A 13,099-nucleotide genomic window follows, 5' to 3' on the forward strand; every position below is an offset into this window, starting at 1 on the left:
TTCTTGTGAAAATAGCCGTAAATAATAAAATTTAAATAATTGTTCGCCTTTTCACTACTTATCGATTGAATTCGTTTGAGTGGCCCGTATAATTTGCTCGTTTTTTGCTGCTTGACTCAATGGGGTAAAAAGCAGTTTTATACCTCACTCAGCATACCCTTAGTGTGGTTCAGAGAGAACAAACGTCATGCCTGTGTCCCTTTACAGTGGGAAAATTGCACGAAAGTTGCTGTTATTGCAGTTAATGACTTTTGTTGTTCTCAGTGCTGCTTTTGGCTTTAAAAGCCTGGAATGGAGCGCTTCTGCTCTGGCAGGAGGGCTGGCAGCCTGGTTGCCCAGCGCCATGTTTATGTTGTTTGCTTGCCGCCATCAAGCAGACACTGCTGCTCCGGGTCGTGTTGCGTGGTCGTTTGCCATTGGCGAAGGGTTAAAAATTATCGTGACGATAATTTTGCTGATTGTGGCGTTAGGGCTGTTTAAAGCCGCGTTTGCTCCACTTGGCTTAACCTATTTAGCGGTGCTGATTGTGCAGATATTGGCACCGACCGTGATTAGCGGCTACCGTACTTAACAGTTATCGTATTTAACGGTTATCGCATTTAACTACAAAAGGGTAAGAGGCATCATGTCTGCATCAGGAGAAATCTCTACTCCAAGGGACTACATAGGACACCATCTGAATAACCTTCAGTTGGACCTGCGTACCTTTGAGTTGGTCAATCCCCACTCACCTGGCCCTGCAACGTTCTGGACGTTGAACATTGACTCTTTGTTCTTCTCTGTCGTGCTGGGGTTAGCTTTTCTGTTTGTATTCCGCAAAGTTGCGGCCGGTGCCACCAGTGGCGTGCCTGGTAAATTGCAAACAGCTGTTGAGCTAATTATCGGTTTTGTCGATAACAGCGTTCGGGATATGTACCACGGCAAAAGTAAAGTCATCGCACCATTAGCCCTGACGGTGTTTGTTTGGGTTCTATTGATGAACATGATGGACTTACTGCCAATCGATTTACTGCCTTACATCGGCGAGCATGTCTTTGGATTACCAGCACTTCGTGTGGTTCCTACTGCTGACGTGAGCATTACCTTGTCCATGGCATTGGGTGTATTCATCCTGATCCTGTTCTATAGCATTAAAATGAAAGGTGTAGGTGGCTTCGTAAAAGAATTAACGATGCAGCCGTTCAATCACCCGATATTTATTCCAGTTAACTTAATTCTGGAAGGTGTCAGCCTGCTGTCCAAACCGGTTTCACTCGGTCTGCGACTGTTCGGCAACATGTATGCGGGTGAGTTGATCTTCATCCTGATTGCTGGCCTGTTGCCGTGGTGGTCACAGTGGATGCTCAGTTTACCTTGGGCTATCTTCCACATACTGATTATTACGTTACAAGCCTTTATCTTCATGGTTCTGACGATTGTCTATCTGTCGATGGCGTCCGAAGAGCACTGATTTTCTTATAACACTACTGCGTTTTAACTGAAATAAACTGGAGACTGTCATGGAAAACCTGAATATGGATCTGCTGTACATGGCTGCCGCTATAATGATGGGTTTAGCGGCAATCGGTGCTGCGATCGGTATCGGCATCCTGGGTGGTAAATTTTTGGAAGGCGCTGCACGTCAGCCTGACCTGATTCCTCTGCTGCGTACACAGTTCTTTATCGTCATGGGCCTGGTTGACGCCATCCCTATGATCGCTGTTGGTCTGGGTCTGTACGTGATGTTTGCTGTCGCGTAAGTAGAGTTTTCTCTACTGTGAAACTACACCAAACTATTAACTTTGAAAGAGGCATTGTGCTGTGAATCTTAACGCAACAATCCTCGGCCAGGCCATCGCGTTTGTCCTGTTTGTCCTGTTTTGTATGAAGTACATATGGCCGCCAATTATGGCTGCCATCGAGAAGCGTCAAAAAGAAATTGCTGACGGTCTCTCTTCTGCAGAGCGTGCCAAAAAAGATTTGGACTTAGCGCAAGCCAATGCGACCGACCAACTGAAGAAAGCTAAAGTAGAAGCACAGGTGATCATTGAGCAGGCAAGTAAACGCAAAGCTCAGATCCTTGATGAAGCTAAAGCAGAAGCTGAACAGGAACGTAACAAAATCGTGGCGCAAGCGCAGGCAGAGATCGACGCCGAACGTAAGCGCGCTCGTGAAGAGTTGCGTAAGCAAGTCGCGATGTTGGCTATAGCTGGCGCCGAGAAGATCATCGAACGTTCCGTGGATGGAGCTGCTAACAGCGACATCGTTGATAAACTGGTCGCTGAACTGTAAGGAGGGAGGGGCTGATGTCTGAATTTGTAACTGTAGCTCGCCCCTACGCCAAAGCAGCTTTTGACTTTGCTGTTGAGCACCAGGCGGTCGAGCGTTGGCAGAATATGCTAGCGTTTACTGCCCAAGTGACTCGCAATGAACAAATCGCTGAATTGCTTTCCGGTGCAGTGGCACCAGAAACAATGTCTAAGACGTTTATTGCAGTCTGTGGTGATCAGCTCGATGAATCCGCACAGAACTTCATTCGAGTTATGGCGGAGAATGGCCGTTTACTGGTTCTTCCTGAGGTGTTGGAGCAGTTTATTCAACTGCGTGCCTCACTGGAGTCAACCGTCGACGTCGAAGTGAGCTCAGCGAGTCCACTGAATGACGAACAGCTGGCTAAAATTGCCGCTGCGATGGAAAAACGTCTGTCACGCAAAGTTAAGCTGAATTGCAAAATCGATAAGTCTGTAATGGCCGGCGTAGTAATACGTGCGGGCGATATGGTGATAGATGGCAGCGTTCGCGGTCGTCTAGAACGCCTGGCGGACGTCTTGCAGTCTTAAGGGGACTGGAGCATATGCAACTGAATTCCACCGAAATCAGCGAACTGATCAAGCAGCGCATTGCTCAGTTCAATGTAGTGAGCGAAGCTCACAATGAAGGTACTATTGTTTCCGTCAGTGACGGGATCATCCGTGTACACGGTCTGGCCGATGTCATGCAGGGCGAGATGATCGCACTGCCAGGCAACCGTTACGCAATCGCACTGAACTTGGAGCGTGACTCCGTAGGTGCTGTAGTTATGGGTCCGTACGCCGATCTTGCCGAAGGCATGAAGGTTAAATGTACGGGTCGTATCCTGGAAGTTCCAGTCGGTCGTGGCCTGTTGGGTCGCGTCGTCAACACTCTGGGTGAACCTATCGATGGTAAAGGTCCGGTAGAAAACGACGGCTTCTCAGCTGTTGAAGCTATCGCACCTGGCGTTATCGAACGTCAATCTGTTGATGAACCCGTTCAGACTGGCTATAAGTCAGTCGATGCCATGATCCCAATCGGTCGTGGTCAGCGTGAATTGATCATCGGTGACCGTCAGACAGGTAAAACTGCCCTGGCGATTGATGCGATCATCAACCAGCGCGATTCCGGCATCAAGTGTGTGTATGTTGCTATCGGCCAGAAAGCCTCTACTGTTTCTAACGTAGTGCGTAAACTGGAAGAGCATGGCGCATTGGCTAACACTATTGTGGTTGTCGCTACTGCCTCAGAATCTGCAGCATTACAATACCTGGCACCATACTCCGGTTGTGCCATGGGTGAATATTTCCGCGACCGCGGTGAAGATGCGTTGATTATTTATGATGACCTGTCCAAACAGGCTGTTGCATATCGTCAAATCTCCTTGCTGCTTCGTCGCCCACCAGGCCGTGAAGCTTATCCTGGCGACGTATTCTATCTTCACTCCCGTTTGCTGGAACGTGCTGCGCGTGTTAACGCTGACTACGTTGAAGCCTTTACCAAGGGTGAAGTGAAAGGTAAAACCGGTTCTTTGACCGCTCTGCCAATCATTGAAACTCAAGCAGGGGACGTTTCCGCGTTCGTTCCGACTAACGTAATTTCGATTACCGATGGTCAGATCTTCCTGGAATCCAGCCTGTTTAACGCCGGTATTCGTCCTGCGGTTAACCCAGGTATCTCCGTATCCCGTGTGGGTGGTGCAGCGCAAACCAAGATCATGAAAAAACTGTCCGGTGGTATCCGTACCGCACTGGCACAGTATCGTGAACTTGCTGCGTTCTCCCAGTTCGCATCCGATTTGGATGACGCAACACGTAAACAGCTGAGCCATGGTCAGAAAGTGACCGAGCTTCTGAAACAGAAACAGTATGCGCCGATGTCGGTTGCGCAACAGTCTCTGGTTCTGTTCGCTGCTGAACGTGGTTATCTGGGCGATATCGAGTTGGCGAAGGTAGGTAGCTTCGAAGCTGCGCTGTTGGCGTTTGCTGACCGTGAGCACGCCGAACTTCTGCAACAAATCAACCAAACTGGCGCGTATAACGATGAGATCGAGGCCAAGCTGAAAGGCATCCTTGATACATTTAAGGCAACCCAGTCCTGGTAACGCTATACGGCCCTGCTTTTCATTAGGAAAGCAGGCCGTCTGGCAATGAGGAGAAGCAGAAATGGCCGGCGCAAAAGAGATACGTTCTAAGATCGCTAGCGTGCAAAACACGCAAAAGATCACCAAAGCCATGGAGATGGTCGCCGCCTCCAAAATGCGTAAATCGCAAGAACGCATGGCGGCTAGCCGTCCTTATGCAGAAACAATGCGTAGTGTGATTGGTCACCTCGCGTTAGGTAATCTGGAATATAAGCATCCGTACCTGGAAGAGCGCGACGTTAAGCGTGTCGGGTATCTGGTGGTTTCTACAGACCGTGGCTTGTGCGGTGGTTTGAACATTAACCTGTTCAAAAAACTGTTGTCTGAGATGAAAGGTTGGTCTGAAAAAGGCGTTGAATGTGATTTAGCGCTGATCGGGTCAAAAGCGGCTTCTTTCTTTGGTTCCGTGGGCGGCAAGATTGTTGCTCAGGTGACTGGCATGGGGGATAACCCTTCTCTGTCAGAGCTTATCGGGCCGGTTAAAGTCATGCTGCAAGCCTATGATGAAGGTCGTCTGGATAAACTGTATATCGTGAATAACAAGTTTATCAATACGATGTCTCAGGAACCACGGATCATGCAGCTACTCCCTCTTCCGCAGGCGGAAGATGGTGAGCTGAAGAAGAAATCCTGGGATTACCTGTATGAACCCGATCCTAAAGCACTGCTGGATACCCTCCTGCGCCGCTATGTGGAATCGCAGGTTTATCAGGGCGTCGTTGAAAACCTGGCCAGCGAACAGGCCGCGCGAATGGTAGCGATGAAAGCCGCCACCGATAACGGCGGTAGTCTGATCAAAGAGCTGCAGTTGGTTTACAACAAGGCTCGTCAGGCCAGCATCACTCAGGAACTCACCGAGATCGTCGGGGGAGCCTCCGCGGTTTAACCAGGTTATTACCCTAAATAGTTCAGATTGCAGGAAGGCAGCCAATGCATCAGCAACTTGAAATATGACGGGTAAACGTATTACGTAGAGGATTCAAGATGGCTACTGGAAAGATTATCCAGGTAATCGGCGCCGTAGTGGACGTCGAATTCCCCCAAGACGCTGTACCAAAAGTGTACAACGCCCTTGAGGTTGAAGGCACAGCTCAGAAGCTGGTGCTGGAAGTTCAGCAACAGCTGGGCGGTGGTGTTGTTCGTTGTATCGCAATGGGCTCTTCCGATGGTCTGAGCCGCGGGTTGAAAGTCATCAACCTGGAACACCCAATTGAAGTGCCGGTGGGTAAATCAACTCTGGGCCGTATCATGAACGTATTGGGTGACCCAATCGACATGAAAGGTCCTATCGGTGAAGAAGAGCGTTGGGCAATCCACCGCGAAGCGCCTTCTTACGAAGAGCTTGCCAGCTCGCAAGATCTGTTAGAAACCGGTATCAAGGTAATGGATCTGATTTGTCCGTTCGCTAAGGGCGGTAAAGTCGGTCTGTTCGGTGGTGCGGGTGTGGGTAAAACCGTCAACATGATGGAGCTGATTCGTAACATTGCGATTGAGCACTCAGGTTATTCTGTATTTGCCGGTGTGGGTGAGCGTACTCGTGAGGGTAACGACTTCTACCACGAGATGACTGACTCCAACGTTCTGGACAAAGTATCCTTGGTTTATGGCCAGATGAATGAGCCACCAGGTAACCGTCTGCGCGTTGCACTGACCGGCTTGACCATGGCGGAGAAATTCCGTGATGAAGGTCGTGATGTACTGTTATTCATCGATAACATCTATCGTTATACCCTGGCCGGTACAGAGGTATCTGCACTGCTAGGTCGTATGCCATCAGCGGTAGGCTATCAGCCAACGCTGGCAGAAGAGATGGGTGTGTTGCAGGAACGTATCACTTCCACCAAGACGGGTTCAATCACCTCCGTACAGGCCGTTTACGTACCTGCGGATGACTTGACTGACCCATCACCAGCAACCACCTTTGCTCACTTGGATGCAACCGTCGTTCTGAGTCGTCAAATCGCCTCTTTGGGTATTTACCCAGCGGTTGACCCACTTGACTCCACCAGCCGTCAGCTCGATCCGCTGGTTGTTGGTCAGGAGCACTACGATGTAGCGCGTGGCGTGCAGTCTATTCTGCAACGTTACCAGGAGCTGAAAGATATTATCGCTATCTTGGGTATGGACGAGTTGTCAGAAGATGACAAACTGGTTGTATCCCGTGCGCGTAAAATCCAGCGCTTCCTGTCTCAACCGTTCTTCGTGGCAGAAGTCTTTACCGGTTCTCCGGGCAAGTTCGTGTCGCTGAAAGATACCATTCGTGGTTTCAAAGGCATCATGAACGGCGACTACGACCACCTGCCGGAACAGGCGTTCTACATGGTTGGCACCATTGAAGAAGCAGTGGAAAAAGCCAAGAAACTGTAACGCTGTTGACTGGAGGGTGACATGGCTGCAATGACTTACCATCTGGATGTTGTGAGCGCAGAGAAAAAGATGTTCTCTGGCGTGGTGCAAAAGATTCAGGTGACGGGTAGTGAAGGTGAACTGGGGATTTTCCCTGGCCATGCCCCACTGCTCACTGCCATTAAGCCTGGCATGATACGTATCGTTAAGCAGTTCGGTGAGGAAGAGTTTATCTATCTTTCTGGCGGCATCCTTGAGGTGCAACCGAGTGTTGTGATCGTATTGGCTGACACTGCTATTCGTGGGCAGGATCTGGACGAAGCTAAGGCGCTGGAATCTAAGCGCAAAGCAGAAGCCCATATCAATAACTCCCATGGTGATGTCGACTATGCTCAGGCATCCGCTGAATTGGCGAAAGCGATTGCGAAATTACGCGTAATCGAATTGACCAGGAAAGCGATGTAATTTTATATCATGTGGCTTTTTAGATTTTCCTTACGGATATCTGATCGGCAACGCACTGATTTATAAATTATTGTCTATAGAATGCCAGTCAGTAAGCTGATTGGCATTTTTTTATCCCCACTTTGCAGAGCCGCGACGAATCCCCCAACCTACTGTCTGAAGCTCGCCCCTCAATCACCTATTCTGTGCTTAATTAATCCTAAGCTAAACTAAAAGAGTTTCTTTCTGAAAACTTCTTATTTCTTGACGTAAAATAAGTGGTTAATAGCCTGAATGAGTGAATGTAATTTGACAAAAAGAGGGCAGAAAACGTCGCTGATCGCAGACACTTTTTGCCACATTTTTTCGTTACATGGTCAGTGGCTACAACCCTTTAATCATGCGGGTTGAGTCCATTTTTCGTTGAGAAATATGTAGTAATTATTTCGCCAAACAGGTTTACTTCCGTCTATTAAATTGGAGTTATCAGGTTGCTTATGTCTAACAGCTCAATGAGTGTAGTCATCCTTGCCGCAGGTAAGGGAACTCGCATGTATTCCGACCTTCCTAAGGTGTTACACCCATTGGCAGGTAAGCCGATGGTTCAGCATGTTATTGATGCGGCCATGAAGCTGGGCGCACAAAATGTCCATTTGGTATACGGACACGGTGGCGAGTTGCTGAAAAAGAGGCTGTCTGATCCCTCCTTGAACTGGGTATTGCAGGCGGAACAGCTTGGTACAGGGCATGCAATGCAGCAAGCCGCACCACATTTTTCTGATGATGAAGATGTGTTGATGCTATACGGCGATGTGCCGTTGATCTCTGTTGATACCCTGCAACGCCTGTTGGCCGCTAAGCCGCAAGGTGGCATTGGCTTGTTGACGGTGAAGCTGGATGACCCAAGTGGCTATGGCCGCATTGTGCGTGAAAATGGTGATGTGGTGGGGATCGTTGAGCATAAAGATGCCAGCGATGCACAGTGCGAGATCAATGAAATCAACACCGGAATATTGGTGGCGAACGGGCGTGACCTAAAACGTTGGTTATCGCGGTTAGATAATAACAATGCTCAGGGTGAGTTTTATATCACCGATATTATTGCTATGGCCCATGCTGATGGACAGAAGATTGCTACCGTCCATCCTACTCGTCTGAGTGAGGTTGAAGGTGTCAATAACCGCCTGCAATTGGCGACTCTTGAGCGGGTATTCCAGTGCGAACAAGCAGAAAAACTGTTGTTAGCGGGGGTTATGTTACTGGACCCTGCGCGCTTTGATTTGCGCGGAGAATTAACACATGGGCGCGATATCACTATCGACACCAATGTCATCATTGAAGGCCATGTGACTTTAGGTGATCGGGTTCGTATTGGGACTGGATGTGTGCTGAAAAATTGTGTTATTGGCGATGATTCAGAAATCAGCCCTTACACGGTTTTGGAGGACTCTCGTCTGGATGCCGGCTGTACTGTTGGCCCATTTGCCCGCTTGCGCCCAGGGGCTGAGTTAGCGGAAGGCGCACACGTCGGTAACTTTGTTGAAATCAAGAAAACCCGCTTGGGCAAAGGCTCGAAAGCGGGTCATCTCTCCTATTTAGGTGATGCTGAAATTGGTTCTGGCGTAAATATCGGCGCAGGGACCATAACTTGCAACTATGATGGAGCTAATAAGTTTAAAACGATTATTGGCGATAATGTCTTTGTTGGCTCTGATACTCAGCTGGTGGCTCCCGTCACTGTTGCTAATGGTGTCACCATCGCTGCGGGGACGACCGTGACCCGTGATATCGCTGAAGATGAGTTAGTCCTCAGCCGTGTTAAGCAGGTACATGTTCAGGGCTGGCAACGTCCGGTGAAGAAAAAATAACTATTTAAAACAGCCCCTTTAAGGTGAAGTCTTCTGCTTTGAAGGGGTGTTTTGCCCTGTATTTTTGGCCAATATATTCAAGCTGAGAATACAGAACAAAACATAATAATCCCCAACTCTACAGGCTCGGGGAACCCGGAAAATCCGGAAAATCAGGTCACTGACATCGACAAGGTTCTAACAGAACCTTACATAGGAATAAAACAGATGTGTGGAATAGTTGGCGCAGTAGCGCAACGTGATATCGCTGAGATTCTGATCGAAGGTTTACGTCGTCTTGAATACCGTGGCTATGACTCTGCGGGTTTAGCCGTGGTTGATGCTGAAGGTCACATGACCCGTTTACGTCGGGTGGGTAAAGTTCAGGCACTATCTGACGCGGCCGAAAATCAGGTACTGCATGGTGGTACTGGGATTGCACATACCCGCTGGGCTACCCATGGTGAGCCATCAGAAGCGAATGCGCACCCTCATGTTTCTGACTATATCTCCGTGGTTCACAACGGCATTATTGAAAACCACGAACCTTTACGTGAATTATTGATTGGCCGTGGTTATCGTTTCAGCTCTGAAACTGATACTGAAGTTATTGCTCACTTGGTACATTGGGAGCAAAAACAGGGTGGTTCGTTGCTGGAAGTCGTTAAGCGCGTCATCCCGCAATTACGTGGCGCTTACGGTGCTGTGGTGATGGATAGTCGTGATCCAAGCCGCCTGGTCGCTGCCCGCTCAGGTAGCCCATTGGTGATCGGTTGTGGCGTTGGCGAAAACTTTATCGCCTCAGATCAGCTGGCCCTGCTGCCAGTGACTCGCCGCTTTATCTTCCTGGAAGAGGGTGATGTGGTTGAGGTCACTCGTCGCAGCATTGAGATTTTTGATAAGCAGGGCAATGCGATTGAGCGCCCTGAAATCGAATCTCAAGTGCAATACGATGCCGGTGATAAAGGTGTGTACCGCCACTACATGCAGAAAGAGATTTATGAGCAGCCAATGGCGATTAAAAATACGCTGGAAGGCCGCTTAAATCATGGTGCGATTGATCTCTCTGAGCTTGGTCCAAAAGCTGATGCTCTGCTGGCTAATGTGCAGCATATTCAAATCATTGCCTGTGGGACTTCTTACAACTCCGGTATGGTTTCGCGTTATTGGTTCGAGTCATTGGCTGGTGTGCCTTGCGACGTGGAAATTGCGTCGGAATTCCGTTACCGCAAATCAGCTGTGCGCCCTAACAGCCTGTTGATCACTCTGTCTCAATCGGGTGAAACCGCCGATACATTGGCTGCTCTGCGCTTATCAAAAGAGTTGGGGTATTTAGGTTCATTAGCAATTTGTAACGTAGCCGGCTCCTCACTGGTGCGTGAATCAGATTTAGCGTTAATGACTAAAGCGGGTACTGAGATTGGCGTAGCCTCAACCAAAGCCTTCACCACTCAATTGACAGTTTTACTGATGCTGGTGGGTCGTATTGGTAAGCTGAAAGGCGCTGATGCCAGCCTGGAACAGAATATTGTTCATGCGCTACAGGCACTGCCTGCCCGTATTGAGCAAATGCTGTCTCTGGATAAAACCATTGAAGCGCTGGCTGAAGGTTTCTCCGATAAGCACAATGCATTGTTCCTTGGCCGTGGTGATCAATACCCGATCGCGATGGAAGGTGCATTGAAACTGAAAGAGATCTCCTATATTCATGCGGAAGCTTATGCGGCCGGTGAATTGAAACATGGGCCATTGGCATTGATTGATGCTGATATGCCGGTCATTGTGGTCGCACCAAACAATGAATTGTTGGAAAAACTGAAATCCAACATTGAGGAAGTGCGCGCACGTGGTGGCCTGCTGTATGTGTTTGCTGATCAAGATGCCGGTTTCACTGATAGCGAAGGGATGAAAATCATTCAGTTGCCTCACGTGGAAGAGATTATTGCCCCTATCTTCTACACTGTGCCGCTACAGCTATTGTCCTATCACGTCGCCTTAATTAAGGGCACTGATGTGGATCAGCCACGTAACCTGGCAAAATCAGTCACGGTTGAATAATTCGCGATAACTATTCCATAGGTGTTGTGGGATAACAAAAGAGTTATCGATCTTAAAACCCGGTATGTTGGTTAAAAAGCATACCGGGTTTTTTATGATTAATTTAAGTTGCCTGTCAGGCGACGATGAAAATCGCTGCTGCGCATATCCAGCCCTTCAATAGTTACCCTGGCCCCATGACGTTGATAGCGATACTCAATGCCATCCAAAGCGGCAACAGTAGAAGCATCCCAAATCTGCGCATGTGTGAGGTCAATAATGACTTTTTTAGGATCATGGGCATAATCGAAATGCTCGAACAGGTCGTTACTACTGGCAAAAAATAGTGGGCCGCGCACGGTATAGCGCACACTTTCTCCATCATCACTTATTGTCCGCTCGGCGTGGATCACATGGGCGATACGGCGGGCGAACAGCACCATGGCAACGATAACTCCAGCCAGTACCCCCAGCGCGAGGTTACTGGTCCATACTGTCACCACCACAGTGAGCACCATCACCCATGTTTCTGACCAGGGCATCCGTTTTAGGGTCGCCGGTTGTAGGCTGTGCCAGTTAACGGTTTTCACCGCGACCACCATCATGATACCTGCGAGCACCACCATCGGGATTTGTGCCAGCAGATTGCTCAGGCCAGTGACGAGCAGCAGTAAGACGATGGCTGCTGCGACAGTTGAAACGCGACTCCGGGCTTTGCCTAACTCAACATTGACAATGGTTTGACCAATCATCGCACAACCAGCAATGCCGCCATAAAAACCAGCAAGAATATTACCGACCCCGAGACCCCAGGACTCTCGACGCTTACTGGATGGCGTATCAGTGATGTCATCGACCAGTTTCGCCGTTAACAGTGACTCCATCAGCCCGACAAAGGCGATACTCAAGGCTGTAGGCCATATGATTTGTAGTGTTTGCCAGTTCAGCGGAACCAAAAGCTGAGTGAACCCCGGTAAACCGGGAGTCATCGGCCCCTCATCACCCACGTTAGGTAGTCGGTAACCCATCAACAAGGCAACAGCAGTGACGACCAGGATCGCGATAAGTGGCGAAGGGACTGTTTTGAGGATGCGCGGGAGTAGCAAAACAATGAGCAGGGTAATAATAAGCATCACCCATACCATTCCCGACTGCCCCCAGACGTGCGGCACCTGAGCAAAAAATATCAGGATGCCCAGCGCATTTACAAAACCAATCATCACCGAGCGGGGAATGTAGCGCATCATGCGAGACAGGCCGGTGATACCGAACAGGATTTGAATGACGCCTCCGATCACTACCGCTGGCAGAATGTATTCGACGCCATGTGCATGAACCATTGGGCCTATAACCAGTGCGACTGAACCGGCGGCGGCGGTGACCATTGCAGGGCGGCCACCCAAAATAGAGAGTGTCAGACATAATACAATCGACGCGACCAGACTCACTTTCGGATCGACACCGGCAATGACAGAGAATGAGATCACTTCAGGAATGAGTGCGAGCGCCGTCACAATCCCGGCCAAACACTCACGCGTCATTAATTTGGGTGATTTCAACACCTGCACTACGCGCAACACATCGTCAGACTCTTCGGCGCTAGTGAGGTTGTTATTGTTACTCATTATTTTTCAGTCTCTTATCATGATTTATCAGGTAAATCTTACCGAGTATTGGCAGGAGTTCTCAGCAGTTAAAACCTCGTAGTGTTGCCAAACTCGTAACACTATTTGCGACCATTATTCATAAAATAGCAAAATACGCATATTACTCGCATTTCGTTTCATTGCTGCTATCCCGCGTGGCGGCCATACTATTTTTCGTCGAATAACTTAATTATCGTGTTGGCTACTCAAACAGAGTTGGTATAAAAATAGATGCTAATCATTAGGTTACTTACATTTCTGTTGATTGTCATATAACTGAAATATTACGTACATTTTTCTGTCATTAAAGTGCCCTATTTTCCCTCCTGCACCATACTTAATCTGATGAAAACAATTTAGAGTTA

General features: G+C 48.8%; 12 protein-coding genes. 11 read left to right on the forward strand and 1 reads right to left on the reverse strand.

Annotated features, from left to right (window positions below; all coding sequences use genetic code 11):
- Nucleotides 1-187: 187 nt before the first annotated feature.
- The 11 genes from atpI (at nucleotide 188) to glmS (ending at nucleotide 11,109) form a co-directional block, all read left to right on the forward strand.
- Nucleotides 188-571 (forward strand): F0F1 ATP synthase subunit I, encoded by a 384-nt coding sequence (gene atpI, locus FFE93_RS21255; protein ID WP_032896682.1) that lies wholly within the window; start codon nucleotides 188-190, stop codon nucleotides 569-571.
- A gap of 54 nt (nucleotides 572-625) precedes the next feature.
- Entirely contained in the window at nucleotides 626-1,450 is an 825-nt protein-coding gene (gene atpB, locus FFE93_RS21260; protein WP_005161179.1) for a F0F1 ATP synthase subunit A, read from the forward strand.
- 49 nt (nucleotides 1,451-1,499) lie between these two features.
- Nucleotides 1,500-1,739, forward strand: coding sequence for a F0F1 ATP synthase subunit C (gene atpE / locus FFE93_RS21265; RefSeq protein WP_004393045.1), 240 nt, complete (start codon nucleotides 1,500-1,502; stop codon nucleotides 1,737-1,739).
- Between the two features lie 61 nt (nucleotides 1,740-1,800).
- Nucleotides 1,801-2,271 (forward strand): F0F1 ATP synthase subunit B, encoded by a 471-nt coding sequence (atpF, locus tag FFE93_RS21270; RefSeq protein ID WP_138774638.1) that lies wholly within the window; start codon nucleotides 1,801-1,803, stop codon nucleotides 2,269-2,271.
- A gap of 14 nt (nucleotides 2,272-2,285) precedes the next feature.
- Complete coding sequence (gene atpH / locus FFE93_RS21275) at nucleotides 2,286-2,819, forward strand: F0F1 ATP synthase subunit delta (protein ID WP_005271503.1); 534 nt, start codon at nucleotides 2,286-2,288, stop codon at nucleotides 2,817-2,819.
- 14 nt (nucleotides 2,820-2,833) lie between these two features.
- The gene (gene atpA / locus FFE93_RS21280; RefSeq protein ID WP_004707324.1) at nucleotides 2,834-4,375 is read left to right on the forward strand and encodes a F0F1 ATP synthase subunit alpha; all 1,542 of its coding nucleotides are present in this window, start codon (nucleotides 2,834-2,836) and stop codon (nucleotides 4,373-4,375) included.
- Between the two features lie 61 nt (nucleotides 4,376-4,436).
- Nucleotides 4,437-5,300: a F0F1 ATP synthase subunit gamma gene (gene atpG, locus FFE93_RS21285; RefSeq protein ID WP_005271504.1), complete on the forward strand. Its 864-nt coding sequence runs from the start codon at nucleotides 4,437-4,439 to the stop codon at nucleotides 5,298-5,300.
- 98 nt (nucleotides 5,301-5,398) lie between these two features.
- The gene (atpD, locus tag FFE93_RS21290) at nucleotides 5,399-6,781 is read left to right on the forward strand and encodes a F0F1 ATP synthase subunit beta (RefSeq protein ID WP_032896688.1); all 1,383 of its coding nucleotides are present in this window, start codon (nucleotides 5,399-5,401) and stop codon (nucleotides 6,779-6,781) included.
- A gap of 21 nt (nucleotides 6,782-6,802) precedes the next feature.
- Nucleotides 6,803-7,225 carry a F0F1 ATP synthase subunit epsilon gene (locus FFE93_RS21295; RefSeq protein WP_004875717.1) on the forward strand — a complete coding sequence of 141 codons (423 nt, stop codon included), beginning with the start codon at nucleotides 6,803-6,805 and terminating at the stop codon, nucleotides 7,223-7,225.
- A 476-nt stretch (nucleotides 7,226-7,701) separates the two neighbouring features.
- Nucleotides 7,702-9,072, forward strand: coding sequence for a bifunctional UDP-N-acetylglucosamine diphosphorylase/glucosamine-1-phosphate N-acetyltransferase GlmU (glmU, locus tag FFE93_RS21300; RefSeq protein ID WP_138774639.1), 1,371 nt, complete (start codon nucleotides 7,702-7,704; stop codon nucleotides 9,070-9,072).
- A 207-nt stretch (nucleotides 9,073-9,279) separates the two neighbouring features.
- Nucleotides 9,280-11,109, forward strand: coding sequence for a glutamine--fructose-6-phosphate transaminase (isomerizing) (gene glmS / locus FFE93_RS21305; RefSeq protein WP_057648936.1), 1,830 nt, complete (start codon nucleotides 9,280-9,282; stop codon nucleotides 11,107-11,109).
- A 98-nt stretch (nucleotides 11,110-11,207) separates the two neighbouring features.
- On the opposite strand, the gene FFE93_RS21310 is transcribed toward glmS, so the two are convergent.
- Complete coding sequence (locus FFE93_RS21310) at nucleotides 11,208-12,713, reverse strand: SulP family inorganic anion transporter (RefSeq protein ID WP_057648938.1); 1,506 nt, start codon at nucleotides 12,711-12,713, stop codon at nucleotides 11,208-11,210.
- Between the last annotated feature and the right edge of the window lie 386 nt (nucleotides 12,714-13,099).

Source organism: Yersinia sp. KBS0713 (genome assembly GCF_005937895.2).
Lineage (GTDB): Bacteria > Pseudomonadota > Gammaproteobacteria > Enterobacterales > Enterobacteriaceae > Yersinia > Yersinia bercovieri.